This is a genomic window from Haloferax namakaokahaiae, from assembly GCF_042663225.1.
GTDB classification, from domain to species: Archaea; Halobacteriota; Halobacteria; order Halobacteriales; family Haloferacaceae; genus Haloferax; species Haloferax namakaokahaiae.
In genome coordinates, this window is sequence record NZ_JBHTAA010000001.1 from 785,868 (window position 1) to 800,993 (window position 15,126).

The 15,126-nt window shown below is 60.9% G+C and carries 16 protein-coding genes; 7 read left to right on the plus strand and 9 right to left on the minus strand.

What is annotated here, in order from left to right:
- The first annotated feature begins 10 nt into the window (after positions 1-10).
- Positions 11-1,303, plus strand: coding sequence for a glucose-6-phosphate isomerase (locus ACFQJC_RS04245; RefSeq protein WP_390222006.1), 1,293 nt, complete (start codon positions 11-13; stop codon positions 1,301-1,303).
- Here the strand turns inward: ACFQJC_RS04245 and ACFQJC_RS04250 are convergent.
- Complete coding sequence (locus tag ACFQJC_RS04250) at positions 1,293-2,648, minus strand: TIGR00341 family protein (protein ID WP_390222007.1); 1,356 nt, start codon at positions 2,646-2,648, stop codon at positions 1,293-1,295. The genes ACFQJC_RS04245 and ACFQJC_RS04250 overlap by 11 nt on opposite strands.
- 156 nt (positions 2,649-2,804) lie before the next feature.
- On the opposite strand from ACFQJC_RS04250, the gene ACFQJC_RS04255 reads away from it, so the two are divergent.
- Complete coding sequence (locus tag ACFQJC_RS04255; protein WP_390222008.1) at positions 2,805-3,542, plus strand: CPBP family intramembrane glutamic endopeptidase; 738 nt, start codon at positions 2,805-2,807, stop codon at positions 3,540-3,542.
- Between the two features lie 55 nt (positions 3,543-3,597).
- Here the strand turns inward: ACFQJC_RS04255 and ACFQJC_RS04260 are convergent, their stop codons facing one another.
- Positions 3,598-4,056 (minus strand): NOB1 family endonuclease, encoded by a 459-nt coding sequence (locus ACFQJC_RS04260; protein WP_390222009.1) that lies wholly within the window; start codon positions 4,054-4,056, stop codon positions 3,598-3,600.
- 6 nt (positions 4,057-4,062) lie between these two features.
- Entirely contained in the window at positions 4,063-4,308 is a 246-nt protein-coding gene (locus tag ACFQJC_RS04265; protein ID WP_390222010.1) for a PRC-barrel domain-containing protein, read from the minus strand.
- A gap of 159 nt (positions 4,309-4,467) precedes the next feature.
- On the opposite strand from ACFQJC_RS04265, the gene infB reads away from it, so the two are divergent.
- The 3 genes from infB (at position 4,468) to ACFQJC_RS04280 (ending at position 7,987) form a co-directional block, all read left to right on the plus strand.
- The gene (gene infB / locus ACFQJC_RS04270) at positions 4,468-6,270 is read left to right on the plus strand and encodes a translation initiation factor IF-2 (protein ID WP_390222011.1); all 1,803 of its coding nucleotides are present in this window, start codon (positions 4,468-4,470) and stop codon (positions 6,268-6,270) included.
- A gap of 95 nt (positions 6,271-6,365) precedes the next feature.
- Positions 6,366-7,553 (plus strand): hypothetical protein, encoded by a 1,188-nt coding sequence (locus ACFQJC_RS04275; protein WP_390222012.1) that lies wholly within the window; start codon positions 6,366-6,368, stop codon positions 7,551-7,553.
- A 131-nt stretch (positions 7,554-7,684) separates the two neighbouring features.
- A complete protein-coding gene (locus ACFQJC_RS04280) occupies positions 7,685-7,987 on the plus strand; it encodes a DUF8015 family protein (protein WP_390222013.1) in 303 nt (100 codons plus the stop codon).
- Here ACFQJC_RS04280 and ACFQJC_RS04285 read toward each other — a convergent pair.
- From ACFQJC_RS04285 to ACFQJC_RS04310, 6 genes are all read right to left on the minus strand, one after another.
- On the minus strand, positions 7,984-8,157 hold the full coding sequence (locus tag ACFQJC_RS04285) for a hypothetical protein (protein WP_390222014.1): 174 nt from the start codon (positions 8,155-8,157) through the stop codon (positions 7,984-7,986). The two genes, ACFQJC_RS04280 and ACFQJC_RS04285, sit on opposite strands and share 4 nt — an antisense overlap.
- A gap of 104 nt (positions 8,158-8,261) precedes the next feature.
- The gene (locus ACFQJC_RS04290; RefSeq protein ID WP_390222015.1) at positions 8,262-8,642 is read right to left on the minus strand and encodes a DUF5811 family protein; all 381 of its coding nucleotides are present in this window, start codon (positions 8,640-8,642) and stop codon (positions 8,262-8,264) included.
- On the minus strand, positions 8,642-9,541 hold the full coding sequence (locus tag ACFQJC_RS04295; protein WP_390222333.1) for a sensor histidine kinase: 900 nt from the start codon (positions 9,539-9,541) through the stop codon (positions 8,642-8,644). Before ACFQJC_RS04295 ends, ACFQJC_RS04290 begins: the two co-directional genes overlap by 1 nt.
- Before the next feature lie 91 nt (positions 9,542-9,632).
- The gene (locus ACFQJC_RS04300) at positions 9,633-10,106 is read right to left on the minus strand and encodes a pyruvoyl-dependent arginine decarboxylase (RefSeq protein ID WP_390222016.1); all 474 of its coding nucleotides are present in this window, start codon (positions 10,104-10,106) and stop codon (positions 9,633-9,635) included.
- Between the two features lie 83 nt (positions 10,107-10,189).
- A complete protein-coding gene (gene pan2 / locus ACFQJC_RS04305; RefSeq protein WP_390222017.1) occupies positions 10,190-11,428 on the minus strand; it encodes a proteasome-activating nucleotidase Pan2 in 1,239 nt (412 codons plus the stop codon).
- A gap of 265 nt (positions 11,429-11,693) precedes the next feature.
- Positions 11,694-12,167: a deoxyuridine 5'-triphosphate nucleotidohydrolase gene (locus tag ACFQJC_RS04310; protein WP_390222018.1), complete on the minus strand. Its 474-nt coding sequence runs from the start codon at positions 12,165-12,167 to the stop codon at positions 11,694-11,696.
- Between the two features lie 302 nt (positions 12,168-12,469).
- Between ACFQJC_RS04310 and ACFQJC_RS04315 the strand changes: the two genes are divergently transcribed.
- Positions 12,470-14,437: an aconitate hydratase gene (locus ACFQJC_RS04315; protein WP_390222019.1), complete on the plus strand. Its 1,968-nt coding sequence runs from the start codon at positions 12,470-12,472 to the stop codon at positions 14,435-14,437.
- A 129-nt stretch (positions 14,438-14,566) separates the two neighbouring features.
- Positions 14,567-15,037 carry a ribosomal protein S18-alanine N-acetyltransferase gene (gene rimI / locus ACFQJC_RS04320; protein WP_390222020.1) on the plus strand — a complete coding sequence of 157 codons (471 nt, stop codon included), beginning with the start codon at positions 14,567-14,569 and terminating at the stop codon, positions 15,035-15,037.
- Positions 15,038-15,126 lie beyond the last annotated feature (89 nt).

Sequence of the window (15,126 nt, forward strand, 5' to 3'; positions counted from 1 at the left end):
GCATTTTGACATGCAGATAGACCTCGGCAACGTCCTCGATACGGCGTCTGTCCACGGCGTCTCCCGAGAGACGCTCGAACGACTCGACGACCGCGTCGCGGCCGCTCACGACCGAATCGAGCGGGGACGCGAGACCGACGAACACGGCTACGCGTCGTTGAACCTCCCGTCCAGCACCGACCCCGCCGAAATCCGCGAGGCCGTGGGTGGGTTCGAAAACCCCTCGGCCATCGTCACGGTCGGTATCGGCGGGAGCGCGCTCGGCGCGGCGACGCTCACCGACGCCCTCGACAGCGACGTCGAAGCCCACTACCTCGACAACGTGGACCCCGAAGCGGTCGCCTCGCTCCTCGACTCGCTCGACCTCGGTTCGACCGTCGTCAACGTCGTCTCGCGCTCCGGCACGACCGCCGAGACGCTCGCCAATTTCCTCGTCGTCCAGGAAGCGATGGACGACGCGGGCGTCGATTGGGCGGACCGAACCTTCGTCACGACCGGCGAGGAAGGAAATCTGCGCGACCTTGCAAACCAACACGACCTGCCCGTGCTCCCGGTCCCCGACGGCGTTCCCGGCCGGTTCTCGGTGCTCTCGACGGTCGGTCTCGCCGCCGCCGCGCTCTGCGGCCACGATATCGAAGCGGTGCTGGAAGGGGCGGCCGCCCAGGAAGCGCGCCTCTCGGACTCGCTGTTCGACTCGCCCGCCTACGCCTACGGCGCGGTGTGTTTCGCCCTCGCCGAGCGCGGTTACACGGCGAACGCGATGATGCCGTACGCCGAGTCGCTGGAGACGTTCTCCGAGTGGTTCGCACAACTGTGGGCCGAATCGCTGGGCAAGGACGGACTGGGCCAAACCCCACTTCGCGCGCTCGGGGCGACCGACCAGCACTCGCAACTTCAACTCTACCGCGCCGGCCCGCGCGACAAACTCGTGACGCTCGTCCGAGCGACCGACCGCGAGGACGTGTCGATTCCCGAGACGGACCTCGACGGACTCGCCTATCTCGGCGGCTCGTCGCTCGGCGAACTGCTCGATGCGGAGTTCGAGGCGACCGAAGCCAGTCTCGTCGCCGCCGGGCAACCGAACGTCCGCATCGAACTGGACGAAGTGAACGAGTACGGACTGGGCGAACTACTCTACGCGATGGAGACCGCCTGTGTCGTCTACGGCGAACTCGCCAGCGTCGAGACGTTCGTGCAACCGGCGGTCGAGTGGGGCAAGCGCGCCGCACGCGGCCTGCTCGGGGGCGGCGACTTCGAGGAAGCGGACGCGGTTGCGGACAAAGAGCGACTGATTATCGACTGACAGCGCGGGCCGCCAGCGAGGGGAGCGGGACGCGTTGCCGTGCTGTGGTCGCCGTCTCGCCCGCCGGGCGGGACACATCGACGGCTTCGACGACGACGACCGTGTCGATACCCTGGTCGGCGAGGATTTCGCTGCGAATACTATCTGCGAGTCCCACAGGCGGGGTTCCGTCCTCGGTGTGGACTCGCACCGTTATCTCGACTTCCTCGCTGAACAGTATCGATTGGAGGAGCGAGACGTCGATTCGAATCTCGACGAGGCGGACGCCCTGATACTGGTTCTGCGCGAGAACGTCGGTGACCTCGCCAGTCAGGTTCGACTTGAACTGGGCGTCGGCGACGGAGAGCAAACTGACGAAGGTGAGTACCAGCCCGAGGACGACGAGCGCGAAGACGATGATGCCGAGCAACTGGAGGGTCCGTTTTCGAGCGTATCCGGTCTGGTCTTCGAGTACGGGGCGATAGCCACTGACCCACAGCAGCGAGAGCGCGACGAGGTTCACCGCGAGGATGTTCACGAGGAGGAGCGTCCCGGCTTCGAACACCGCGAGCGGGGCGTTCCACGCGATGCCGATACCGACGGTGGCGGCCGGCGGGACCAACGCGACGGCAATCATCGCGCCGACGAGCACCGACGAGACACCGCGCGTCAGGCTGAACACTGCCGCGACGCCCGCCCCGATTGCGAGCACGAGCGAGAGGACGTTCGGCGTCAAGCGTTCTTGGACCTGCGGCACCTCTATCGGATTGAACCCCGGCGGGACCAACAGCGCCTCTTTGACGAGTATCGAGAACGCGAGCGCACTGACGATAGCGAGCGAGACGCCGAGCACTTGCAGGCCGACGCCGCGACGGAACAGTTTCGGTTCGTACAGCACACTGCCGACGGAGGCGGAGATGGCCGGTCCCATCACGGGCGCGATAATCATCGCGCCGATGATGACCGCCGCCGAGTTCGAGAGCAGTCCGGTCGTCGCCACGACGGCGCTCACGATGGTCATCACCACGAACGTCGAGAGCGCCGGGGCCATCTCTTCGGCCCGCGAGACGAGTTCCGCCCGCGAGAGCGACAGGTCGGTGTACTGCGCCCGCACGTCTGCGAATCGCTTCGAGACGACTGTCTCGGCAGAGAGGACGATGGTGTAGCCGTCGTCTTCGATGCCGACGTTTCGGAGGCGGGTCAACACCGGTTCGACGGCGCTCGTCGGGACGGGAAACGAGACCTGCGCTTCGTACTCGCCTCTGCCGACTTCCTCGCTCACCGCGTAATCGATACCTTCCGCGTCCAACTCGTCGAGGACGGCTTCTGTCTTCCCGATGGGAATGAGAACGTGGACCAATCGCATTGACCCGTAATTATACAGTGCTGACAAGAATAAATTAGTGAGACAATAGTCCGTTTAATTCTGAATTTCAGGCGATTCAGACCATGTCGCACTCGGGACGGTCCGAAAGGGACAGACCCGAATCGGTTATCCGCCTCGCATACGAAACGAAGTCCAATGGCGCACGATACCGCCCGGTCTTCGGCCACCCCCGCCGACCACCTCCAGGCCTACGGTGGCATCATCATCGTCGTAGCTCTCTCCATCATCGTCGGCGGTCTCTTCGGTTCTATCGCACTCGGACTCGCTTCCGGGTTCGTTCCGGCGGATAGCCCCGTCGCAGCTGCGTTCAGCACCGCCGCGCAGTTTATCGGCTTCGGCGCGGTCGGACTCGGCTATCTCGCCGTCCGCGACGAGTGGGACTTGATTCGCCTCGAACGCCCGACGCGACGCGACATGCTATGGGTCGGCGGCGGGCTTCTCGCCCTCTTCGCCGTCTACCTCGCCGGAAGCGCGGTCATGTCAGCACTCGGCATCGAAAGCGGCGACAGCGTCCTCGCCCAGCAGGGCGAGGCCAATCCGGTCTACTTCCTCTATCTGACCGTCATCACTATCCTCCTCGTCGGCCCCGCCGAGGAACTCATCTTTCGGGGCATCGCCTACGGCGAACTCCGGCGACTCTGGGGACCGATTCCCGCAATCATCGGGTCGAGCGCAGTCTTCGCGTCGATTCACGTCTGGTCGTTCTCGGGCGACGGCGCGATTATCTCGCTTCTCATGGTCTTCATTCTCGGGAGTGTCCTCGCCGCGATTTACGAACGAAGCGGGAACCTCGTCGTCGTCGCCGTCGCGCACGGCCTGTTCAACGCGGTGCAGTTCGTGGCGAGTTACCTGAGCGTGACTGGATTGCTCTGAAAGCGACGTGACTCGATTGCTCTGAGCGCGAATCGAATCGAAAAACGAGCCCTCGTTACGCCGGGTTCTTGCGCGTCATGTGCATCCCGCAGATGGGACAGCGCTCTTTCTTCTCGTCGAACTCGCGGCCACAGCCCTGACACTGGAACTTCCACTGTCGCTGTTCTTTGATGCCCTCTTGGGCGATGACATCGACCGCGACGTCGAGACGTTCGGCCACGTTCTGCATGGCGTAGTCGTCGGTGACGAGCACCGCGTCGAGTTCGAACGCCGCCGCGATGAGGCGAGTGTCCGTCTCCGAGAGCACGTCCTTGTCGCCGGTTTCGCCGGCCGCGCTGAGCACCTTCTCCACGGTTCCCTGTCCGGGGATGTGGACGTACATCCCAGCGCCTTCGAGCGCGTCGAACCGGAAGGCGTGCTCGCCGGTCAGTTCCTCTTTGACCATCGGGATAGACGCCGTCTCGTCGTCGGTATGATACTCGTTGATGAACGCAGAAGAGTCGAGAATCCGCATCTGAATCTATCGCTGAACGACGATGTAGTCTTTGACGGCCTGCACGCGGTTCACGGGAATCTTGAAGCGTCCGCGGTCGTCGCGGTCGAAAGCGACGCGACCCGGTGCGAGTTCCTCGTTGGGTTGGACGAGCAAGTCGTGGAGGGCGCCCGATTTCAGGTCCATCGTGATGTTGTACAGCATCCCCAGTTCCGTGCCGTCAGACCCCATGACGGCCTTCCCCGAGAGGTTCTCGGCGAGTATGTCGGCCATACCCTGCCTTCCTCGTCACGTCACATAAACGCCACGGGCGCGTCTGACGCTGGGCAGACGACGAGACCTGTCCGAATGACCGAAGGAAGACGTGACGATGGACTTAACTTGAATCACCGACTCGAATCGGACAAGTAACCTTCTCCGGGGCGATTCTCCATGTCCGACACTGATTCGCAAACACATACCGATACACTACGCACACCCATCGTGGCCGTCCTCGGTCACGTTGACCACGGCAAGACCAGCCTCCTAGACAAAGTTCGCGGCTCCGACGTGACCGGCGGCGAAGCCGGTGCGATTACCCAGCACATCGGCGCGACGGCCGTCCCCCTCGATACCGTCTCGCAGATGGCCGGCGCGCTCGTCAACCCCGACGACTTCGACCTGCCGGGCTTGCTCTTTATCGACACGCCGGGCCACCACTCCTTTAGCACCCTCCGCTCTCGCGGTGGCGCGCTCGCCGACATCGCCATCCTCGTCGTGGACGTGAACGACGGCTTCCAACCGCAGACGAAGGAGGCCATCGACATCCTCAAGCGAACCGGGACGCCGTTCATCGTCGCGGCCAACAAAATCGACACCACGCCCGGCTGGAACCCGCAGGAGGGCGAACCGATTCAGAAGTCCTACGAGGCGCAGTCCCAGCGCGCCCGCTCGAAACTGGACGAGAAGCTGTACGAAATCATCGGCGAGATGTCCGAGATGGGCTTTTCCTCGGACTTCTACTGGCGCGTCCAGAACTTCCAGAAGAACATCGGTGTCGTCCCCGTCTCCGCGCTCACGAGCGAGGGGATTCCGGACCTCCTCGGCGTCCTCATGGGTCTCTCCCAGCGCTACATGAAAGACGAGATGGCCATCGACGTGGCCGGACCCGGTGCCGGGACCGTCCTCGAAGTCAAGGAAGAACGCGGCTTCGGTGCGACCCTCGACGTGGTGCTCTACGACGGCACCATCCGCAAGGGCGACACCATCGTCGTCGGCGGCGCGAACGAACCCATCGTGACCGAGGTTCGCGCGCTCCTCCAACCCCGACCGAACGCCGAGATTCGCACGGAAAAGCGGTTCAACAAGGTTGACGAAGTCGCCGCCGCGGCCGGTGTGAAAATCGCCGCCCCCGACCTCGAAAACGCGATGGCCGGCGCGCCGGTTCGCGTCGTCCGCGACCGCGACATCGACGACGTAATCGCCGAAGTGCAGGCCGAACTCGCAGATATCGAAGTCACCACCGAAGAAGAGGGCGTCGTCGTCAAAGCCGACACCCTCGGCAGTCTCGAAGCGATGGCGAACGCCCTGCAAGAGGCGGAAGTCCCCATCCTCCGGGCCGAAGTCGGCGACATCGCCCCGCGCGATATCGCCGTCGCCTCGACCGCCCGCGAACCCGAACACAAAGTCATCCTCGGGTTCAACGTGGACGTGCTCTCGAACGCCGAAGACGAACTCGACCACAGCGACGTGAAACTGTTCGAGGACGACGTCATCTACCAACTCATCGACGAGTACGAGGAGTTCGTCGATGAGATGAAGCGCGCCCAGCAGGAGACGATTCTCGACAACATCGTCCGGCCGTGTCGCTTCCGCATCCTCAAGGACCACGTCTTCCGCCAGAACAACCCCGCCGTCGTCGGCGTCGAGGTCATGTCCGGCACGCTGAAAAACAACATGAACGTCGTGAAGTGGGAGGGCAACGACGCCAAGCGCGTCGGCCAACTCTCCGGGATTCAAGAACAGGGCGAGGACGTATCGAGCGTCCGCGCCGGCTCTCGCGTCAGCGTCGCCATCGACGGCCCGACCGTTGGTCGCCAAATCGGCGAGGGCGACGAACTCTGGATCGAACTGCCCGAGAAGCACGCGAAGATTCTCGAACAGGAACTCCGCGACGACATCCCGACCGACGAGTTGGAGGCGCTCTCCGGCTATCTCGACAAACACCGCCGCCGCGACCCGTTCTGGGGCAAGTAAGGAGACTAGACGCTAGTCAACAGACTACCGCTGCCCCCACGTCAACACAGTTATATTATTTTCTTATTTTATATAGGAACAGTATCTCTTAACCAATGGTTGGCGACAATTCAAGTCAATTTGAAATCGACATAGAAGAAGCAAAACGCCGGATTGATTTTCAAATTGAAACAGTTCGTGTCAAGAGACACCAAGCAACTCGAGTAATACGCACATTGGTCGCAGTGACGGGTTTGGTTATTTCAGCTTCTTTCGGCCTATATAACCTATTCATCAATGGTAATATCCAACCTCCAAATTTGGTACCCCCTTCTGTTGCAGCCAAGAACCTCGCTAATTCATTGGGTTTTTTACGACCAACTGGCGCAAATTTCCTGTACTCACTGGCCGTTATATCTGCCTTGGTTAATTTTGCTCTAGCTCAAGGTCGTCTCACTACAGGATTACAAGCTGTATTCGCAATTATATCTCCAAAAGTAGTAGAACCAGGTCTGGAAGCTGAAACAATCCAGAATAGATTAGATAATCCACAGGACTACCAAAACAAGCATCAGGCCCAAATTGAGGCACGCGAAGAATATTCTCGAGTTGTAAGAGAAAATCAAACAGTCGTTTCCGATGTTAAACGAAACTGGGAAGAGACATACACCAGTTTACTCAGAGGTGGTCTAAATTTATTTGTATTAATTTTCACTGCCGGGTCCCTGTTGAGTGGTAATTCAGGTCTCATAGAAATCACACTCGTTATCCTCACGTTCCAGATCATATTCGGGATTAGCACCCATATTCCGAAAGAATGGCTGAAAAACACATACACCTACAATATTAAGTCAGATTCCCCATTCATCATCACCTTTCTATACCTTATCTATCTATTCGGTCATCCACACCAAGAAACAATTCTATATTCGTTAGTCGTTTTACTGGGGTTACTTTTGTCGATACTTTCGTCAATTTGGTCTGTATGGGTATCCCAGAATGAGCACAATTTACACACAATCATTAGAAATACTTCAATTTCTATTCTATTGGTAGTTCTAATGACAATTTTCCAACCATTCTCCTTCAGTTCCGGAAGGTACGGTATCGAAGTTATTGGTGCTAGTTTGCTTTTCACATTTATCTGGCAAGCGATGATAATCACCACGGTCAACTTATCCACAATCGTTATGAATTCAAAGTCACGTCTGACCAATCTAGCGAGAAGTGCTATAGAGTACATAATGAGTGAATGGTCGAGAGGCCACTGGTCTTCTAAGCACAATCGAAATGAAGATAATTGAAACAGAGCCAACAATGGCCCTCCTCTTCTCGGGACTTCAATAGAAAGTGAGAATGGGTGGACTTGTCAAACCGCACGACAACGGCGAAACGTATAATATCCGAACCTTCGTACTGACTCGGTAGTGGTATCATGCGCTCACAAACACCCCATAGCGACGGCATCGGTTCGCAGACGACCTTGTACGACGTTATTCTCGTTACCTTACCCCTCCCGTTCGTGGTCGGCGTCCTCCTCGGACGGATGACGACACTGCCCACCTCGCTCGTCGTCGGCGTCTGCGGTCTCGTCTCGGTCGCGGTCCTCGCGTATGGGCTGTTTATCGCGCCTCCGACGACGCCGCTCGCGTCGAACCACGTGGAGTCGCCACTCGACGGTGTCGAAGCGAGTACGACCGAGAACGCCGGACAGAATCGGCGTCGCGGGAGTTTCTAAGCGGACTCTTCTGGCCGACCCCACTCCCAGAACCAGTAGGCCGCTCCGAACAGCATCAAGCCAGCGCCGAGCGCTGAGGTCGCAGGTTCGGGGAAGACGAACAGGAGGAACCCGACGAGGATGAGCGCCGTCGGTCCAATCTCGTCGGCGTAGGAACTGAGGGATACCATAGGTCACCTACGCGGGCGAGCTAAAAGTGCCTTGTCACGAGACAGTGCTGCGGGCGAGAAGACGGAGCGTAACGTGAAAACGGGGCGTCCCGGTCTCTGGTCGTCTATCGAGCGGCCGGTGTCAGGTCGTCACCGACGGCGTTCATCACTTGCAGCGCCGCGCTGGCGGCGAGACCCTGTGCGACTTCGTTGCGGTCCTCGTCGGTCAGTCCCGTTTCGAGTTCGTCGGCGTCGGGGCGGAAGCCAGCACTCACCGGATGGCCGACCGGCGGGTGGACGGCGACGGTGGCCAGCGGGCCGTTCGGTCCCGTCGAGAGTTCCGACCCGACGGCGAACCCCTCCGGGAGGTACGATTCGGTCTGCGAGACGATACCGGCCACCGCGCGTTTGAGCGTCGCTATCTGTGCTGTCGTGAGCTCAGAATCGGATAGCTGACCGGCACCAGACACGCCGGGAGCGCCCGCATATGGGTGATTCCCGTTCATCAGTCGCTATCGCTACGCGTAGGACGTGTAAAAAACCGTCGTCGGGAATCTGTCCCGGAGGCCAACGGGACGGAGATGGCGACGACAGTCCCGTGCTGGCCCGGGCACAACACCGACAACGTCCCGTTCGACGCCTCGACGATGGCGCGGACGAGCCACAATCCGATACCGCTGGTGTGCCGAAGCGGCGTCTCGGTCCCGGCTTCGAGCGCCTCTTTGTCGATGGGAGGTATTCCCGGTCCGTCGTCCGCGACGGTCACCTGCGCGGTGTCCCGAAAGTGTTTGACGGTCAGTTCGATGGACGGAGAATCGGACTCGGCGTGGACGACCGCGTTTTCGAGGAGTTCCGTCAGGCTTCGCGGGAGGGCCGGGTGGGCGCGGACGACGACCGATGGTGGCGTCTCGACAGAGACGAACACGTTCTCGTATTCGAGCTGCAGGTCTTCGGCGGCATCGCGTACCGACCGGGCGAGGTCGATATCGACGGCCGTCCCTTCGGCGACTTCGACTTCCCGAAGGAGCGAGACTTCGTCGCTCACCTCGACCAGCTGGCTCGCTCGGTTTCGAATCGCCTCGACCGGATGGACGCCGCTCGGAGCGTTTGCGGCCGGTTCGACGAGCTCCGAGTAGCCGAGAATCGACGTGCACGCGTTGCGGATGTCGTGCCGGAGGATGCGATGAAGGACGCTCGTGTGCGTGAGCAACGAATCGAGACGCGAGGTGGCGTCTCGAACGTCCTCGTTGCTTCGTTTGATGAGCACATAAAGCAGGAACGCCGAAAAGAGCACGAAGAGCCACCCTTTTGCAGTCTGGACGAGCGCGGCGTTCGGGAGTCGCGCGACGAGTCGGTCGCCGACGAAGATCCACGTGAAGCCGGAAATCGCGTACAGGAGTGTAATAACCAGGGGCGAGAAGCGGAGGCGACTCCCGCCGTTCATTTCGTCTACTTTAGCGCTCTATGCAATGAGTACATCGGTCGGGTACTGGCAACTAGATAATGGGTTCGCTCTGTCCGTAGGCCGCGACCGTGACCACCGTCGTGTAGCCCTCGCCCTCGTGAGTGGCCGTCGAAATCGTGACCTGTTCGTCGTCGAACTCCCACTCACGAAGGTCACGTCCGGCGTCCAAGCCGTCGAGAATCGACGCTTCGACCGACGCCTCGTCCGCGCCCGAGGCTTCGTAGAACAGACCCGGACCGGGACCGGTCGTCCATCCGAGTCCAGCGGAGATGGTTTGGCCTTGCTCCGAAGTCGTCTCGCGCGCCTGGACCACGGTGAGTCGGTTGCCGGCGGGGCCGAGGTCGGGCGCGATGGGGACTTCCTCGACAGTCGCGTTCGCGGGGACGACAGAGGAGACGGCGACGAGGTTGTAGTTGTGGACGTTCGCGTCCGCGAGTGCCGCATCGTAGGACGCCATCTCGGTGGGCGCAGTGCCGACACCGCGGACGACGTAGATGGTGCTCATTGTGTGACCACTCGTGCGCGGGAAAAAGGCGGTTACGAAACGCGCCGGGACCGTGGTTCGACCCGTTCGCCGTCCGCACTCGTTCAGTACTGGTAGTCGGTGAACCCGGAGATGGGACCGATACCCGTCGAATCGGTCTTCGAGAGCTTTTCGTAGGCCGCTTCGAAGTCAGCCATCGTCACCGTGTCCCACTCGTCGCGGATGGCGACCATGCCCGCTTCGGTCGCCAGCGACGCCACGTCGGCACCCGAGTAGTCGTCGAGGAGTTCGGCGAGTTCCGTGAGGTCCACGTCGTCGTCGGTGTTCATGCTGTTCGTGTGGATGTCGAGGATGCGCTTTCTGCCCTCGACGTTCGGCTTGGGCACTTCGATGAGGCGGTCGAACCGACCGGGACGAAGGATTGCCTCGTCCAGCATGTCGAAGCGGTTCGTGGCGGCGATGATGCGGATGTTGCCGCGTTCCTCGAAGCCGTCCATCTCCGAGAGCAGTTGCATCATCGTCCGCTGGACTTCGGCGTCGCCGGAGGTCTTCGAGTCGGTACGCTTCGATGCGACGGCGTCGATTTCGTCGATGAAGATGACCGCAGGTTCGCGTTCGGCCGCGAGTTTGAACAGGTCGCGGACGAGGCGCGAGCCTTCGCCGATGAACTTCTGGACGAGTTCCGAACCGGCCATCTTGATGAACGCCGCGTCCGTCTCGTTGGCGACGGCCTTGGCGAGCATCGTCTTCCCCGTGCCCGGCGGTCCGTACAGGAGGACGCCGGACGGCGGGTCGATGCCGACCTCTTCGAACATCCCCGGGTTCTCCAGGGGGTCTTCGACCGCTTCTCTGACTTCGCGGACTTGGTCGTCCAGGCCGCCGATATCGTCGTAGGTGACCTCGGGAGACGCGACGACTTCCATCGCCTGCGCACGCGCGTCGGTCTCGTCGTCCAGAATCGTCTGAACGGCGAAGGAGTCGTTGATGGCGACACGGTCACCGGACTCGATGTCCTCGACGGAGAGATGCGGCGCGAGGTCGGTCAGCACCTCCTGGTTGTTCCCGTGTTGTTTGATTATCACACCATCGTCGCTCACTTCTTGGACCGTCGCAATGTAGTACGAGGCGGTCTTCAACGCGTCGTTCCGCGCTTTCATCTGCTCGACCTCATCGACCAACTCCGCACGACGGTCGTCGGCGGTTTCGAGTCGCTGGCCGAGTTCGCGGTTCACTTCCAGCATGCGCTCGAAGTGGCTACGAAGGGCAGACAAGCGCTCACCATCCGACATGTCGGGGTCCAGATCGAGATGTGGGCGTTCTGGGAGAGATGGACTCCGTGACATGTAATTGAACCGCACTTAGGCATGCGCGTAAATGTGCCTTTGGGTCGAAGCACACTCGTTGCTAGCCAGAAGTCTCTTTTATCCTCGCGCTCGGCGCGAGTGAGGTGGTTGGAAGGAAGTGCGGAAGCGGACGATTCACAGGTCGCCCCTCGCTCGGCCCGGACGTTCCCCGCTTCCACTCATATACACGTCCTGGACGAACTTGAAATAAATTAGCCATTCCCGAGAACGTCGGGAAAACGATTATGTTGGTAACGAACCGGTATTATTCGGTTCGCTCGCCCTGATAACTCCCGTCGTAGGTGCCGTCGTGGTCGGCCGTCGAGAGGACGAGTTGGGCGACTCGCGCGCCGCGTTGGAGTTCGATTGGGTGGTGGACCTGGAGGAGTCCTTCTCCCTTTCCTTCGTAGCCAGCGTCCCACACCGCCGTGTTGAGCATACACGAGTTTCGCATCAGCGACGAACGGGGGTAGATGTAGCCGACGTGGTCTTCGGGAATCGACACCGTCTCGGCGTACTGAAGCACGTAGCCGCCGGGTTCGAGGCGGTACGTCTCGGTGTCCGGGTCGGCGAAGGCAACGGGTTCGCGCTCGCCGATCGTCTTGCCGTCGCGGGCGAGTCGGCCGACCGAGACCTGTTCGAGGATGGCTTCGAGCGTCAAATCGACACCGTTCGGTTGGACTTGCTCGTCGTCGATTTCGGAGAGGTTCGAGGCGACGAACGACCCTGCACGGAACATACGTGGAGGAGGCGAGAGCGAGTCCAAAATGGTGCCGGTGTTCCCGCACGAGCGGGCTGTCTCCCCCGGCGAACGACACCGTCATCCCCGTGTGAGTGGCGTGTCTGTTCCACGGGAGTAGTGCCGATGTGCGCCGTGAAACAGGGGTAACCTAGAGAAGTGGTGACGTGCCTCAATGGGAAACCAAAAAGGAGTTTAATCGACCTTAAACGCTTGAAACCCCGAGACAGCGCAATCCTTCACGTTCGACAATAGGGAAGTACGCGGGATTTATATTCGTAGCCAATCGACTGGCGAATGTTATGGGACAGACGCTCACGGAAAAGATTCTTTCAGACCACCTCGTAGAAGGTGACCTCACTCCTGGAGAGGAGATTGGTATCGAAATCGACCAAGTCCTCATGCAGGACACGACTGGCACGATGGTGTGGCTCCAGTTCGAGGCGCTCGACCTCGACGAAGCCCAGACCGAACTGGCGGCACAGTACTGTGACCACCAGACGTTCCAGTTCGACTTCAAGAACACGGACGACCACCGCTTCCTCCGCTCTGCGGCAGGCACATATGGGGCACACTTCTCCCGTCCGGGCAACGGTATTTGCCACAACGTCCACAAGGAGAACTTCGCCGCACCCGGCAAGACGCTCCTCGGCTCCGACTCGCACACGCCGACCCCCGGCGGTCTCGGCCAACTCGCAATCGGTGCCGGTGGTCTCGACATCGCCGTCGCCATGGGTGGCGGCGCGTACTACGTCGAGATGCCCGAAGTCGTCAACGTTCGTCTCGAAGGCGAACTCCCCGAGTGGAGTTCCGCCAAGGACATCATCCTCGAGATGCTCCGCCGTCTGAGCGTCAAGGGTGGCGTCGGCAAGGTCTTCGAGTACACCGGCCCCGGTGCGAAGTCGCTCTCGGTCCCCGAGCGCACGACCATCACCAACATGGGTACGGAACTCGGTGCGACCTCGTCCATCTTCGAGACCGACGAGAAGACCAAAGACTACCTCGAACGCCAGGGTCGCGGCGACGTGTACACGGAACTCACCGCCGACGACGACGCCGAGTACGCCGACGAAATCGTCATCGACCTCTCGGAGATCGAACCGCTCATCGCCTGCCCGTCGATGCCCGACAAGGTCGTTCCCGTCCGCGAAGTCGCTGGCGAGAAGGTCGAGCAGGTGCTCGTCGGTTCCTGTACCAACGGTGGCTACGAGGACGTCCTCCCCGTCGCCAAGATGGTCGAGGGCCGCGAAGTCGCAAAACACCTCGAACTCATCGTTGCACCCGGTTCGAAGCAGGCCGGCGAAATCCTCGCCCGTCAGGGCTGGACCGCCGAAATGATGGCTGCCGGTGTCAACGTCTCCGAGGCGACGTGTGGACCGTGTATCGGTATCGGCCACGTGCCGGCGTCCGACTCCGTCTCGCTCCGTACGTTCAACCGCAACTTCGAGGGCCGCTCCGGTATCGAGGACGACAACGTCTACCTCTGCTCGCCGGAAGTCGCCGCCGCCGCGGGTCTCAAGGGCGAAATCATCGACCCACGCGACCTCGCCGACGAACTCGGCGACCTCGACGCACCCGGCGTCGAACTCCCCAAGAAGTACGACGGCTCGAAGTCCGACCTCATCTACGCCGAGGAAGCAATCGACGACGAACTCATCAAAGGACCCAACATCGGCGACGTGCCGCTGAAGGACCCCCTCGGCTCGAACATCGCAGGCGAGACGCTCCTGAAGATGGAGGACAACATCACGACGGACCACATCATCCCGGCGACGTCCGACATCCTCAAGTTCCGCTCGAACATCGAGCGCCTCTCGGACTTCACGCTCTCGCGTGTTGACGAGACGTTCGCCCAGCGCGCGAAGGAAGCCGGCACCGGCGTCCTCGTCGCAGGCGAGAACTACGGACAGGGTTCCTCCCGCGAACACGCGGCCATGTGTCCGATGTACCTCGGTATCGAGACCGTGCTCGCACAGTCGTTCGCACGCATCCACAAGGCGAACCTGTTCAACTTCGGTATCGTCCCCCTCGCCATCGACGAGGAGACGTACGCGAAAATCGACCAGGGCGACACCGTCGAAATCGTGGACGACGTCGCAGACGCCGTCGCATCCGGCCAGGTCGAGTTCACCATCCGCGTGAACGACGACTGGGAAGCCACCGCAGAGCTGAACGCCTCCGAACGCGAGCGCAACATCCTCGCAGCAGGCGGCAAGCTCCCCCTCACGAAGCAGCAGGCTGAGGGCGGCGCTGCACCCGCAGACGACTAAGCGAACACCAACACTCGTTTTTTCTTTCTACCCGCTGAGCGTCTGCTACGGCTCGTTTTTCGGCTGACTCGGAATCCCCCGAACCCCGAAGGCGTCGGGCTTTTGCATCCGTACTGCGTATCGCCGGACGTGACGGGTCTCGACGATATCGTCGTCCGGCAGGTCGAACGCGGCGACTTGCTCGATGTGCTTCGTATCGAGCGCGCGAGTTTCACACAGCCGTGGCCCTACGCGGCGTTCGAGTCGTTCGTCGATGAACCCGCGTTTCTCGTCGCGGCCCGCGGGACCGACATATTGGGCTACGTGGTCGCCGACGTGATGCCGAATCACGGGAACGATATCGGCCACATCAAGGACCTCGCGGTCCACCCCGACGCTCGGGGTGAGGGGTTGGGACGGAGACTACTCCAACAGGCGCTCTCGGCGGTAGCACTCGCGGAAGCGACCATCGTCAAACTCGAAGTCCGCGTCTCGAACGAGCCTGCGTTGTCACTCTACCGGGACATGGGGTTCGAATCGGCACACCGAATCCCCCGCTATTACGCCGACGGTGAGGACGCGTTCATCATGATTCACGACGTTCGAACGTGGATTCGTTGATAGGTGGATTCGTTGATGATACTAGTTAGTTGCCAACCATGGGAGGAATTAACACGAAGTACGTTGTACGAGAGTTGTGTTACCGTCCA

Bases quoted from the DNA above. Each gene is read 5' to 3' on its own strand.
- ACFQJC_RS04245 (WP_390222006.1), top strand. From the start codon at position 11: ATGCAGATAGACCTCGGCAACGTCCTCGATACGGCGTCTGTCCACGGC.
- ACFQJC_RS04250 (WP_390222007.1), bottom strand. From the start codon at position 2,648: ATGCGATTGGTCCACGTTCTCATTCCCATCGGGAAGACAGAAGCCGTC.
- ACFQJC_RS04255 (WP_390222008.1), top strand. From the start codon at position 2,805: ATGGCGCACGATACCGCCCGGTCTTCGGCCACCCCCGCCGACCACCTC.
- ACFQJC_RS04260 (WP_390222009.1), bottom strand. From the start codon at position 4,056: ATGCGGATTCTCGACTCTTCTGCGTTCATCAACGAGTATCATACCGAC.
- ACFQJC_RS04265 (WP_390222010.1), bottom strand. From the start codon at position 4,308: ATGGCCGACATACTCGCCGAGAACCTCTCGGGGAAGGCCGTCATGGGG.
- infB (WP_390222011.1), top strand. From the start codon at position 4,468: ATGTCCGACACTGATTCGCAAACACATACCGATACACTACGCACACCC.
- ACFQJC_RS04275 (WP_390222012.1), top strand. From the start codon at position 6,366: ATGGTTGGCGACAATTCAAGTCAATTTGAAATCGACATAGAAGAAGCA.
- ACFQJC_RS04280 (WP_390222013.1), top strand. From the start codon at position 7,685: ATGCGCTCACAAACACCCCATAGCGACGGCATCGGTTCGCAGACGACC.
- ACFQJC_RS04285 (WP_390222014.1), bottom strand. From the start codon at position 8,157: ATGGTATCCCTCAGTTCCTACGCCGACGAGATTGGACCGACGGCGCTC.
- ACFQJC_RS04290 (WP_390222015.1), bottom strand. From the start codon at position 8,642: ATGAACGGGAATCACCCATATGCGGGCGCTCCCGGCGTGTCTGGTGCC.
- ACFQJC_RS04300 (WP_390222016.1), bottom strand. From the start codon at position 10,106: ATGAGCACCATCTACGTCGTCCGCGGTGTCGGCACTGCGCCCACCGAG.
- pan2 (WP_390222017.1), bottom strand. From the start codon at position 11,428: ATGTCACGGAGTCCATCTCTCCCAGAACGCCCACATCTCGATCTGGAC.
- ACFQJC_RS04310 (WP_390222018.1), bottom strand. From the start codon at position 12,167: ATGTTCCGTGCAGGGTCGTTCGTCGCCTCGAACCTCTCCGAAATCGAC.
- ACFQJC_RS04315 (WP_390222019.1), top strand. From the start codon at position 12,470: ATGGGACAGACGCTCACGGAAAAGATTCTTTCAGACCACCTCGTAGAA.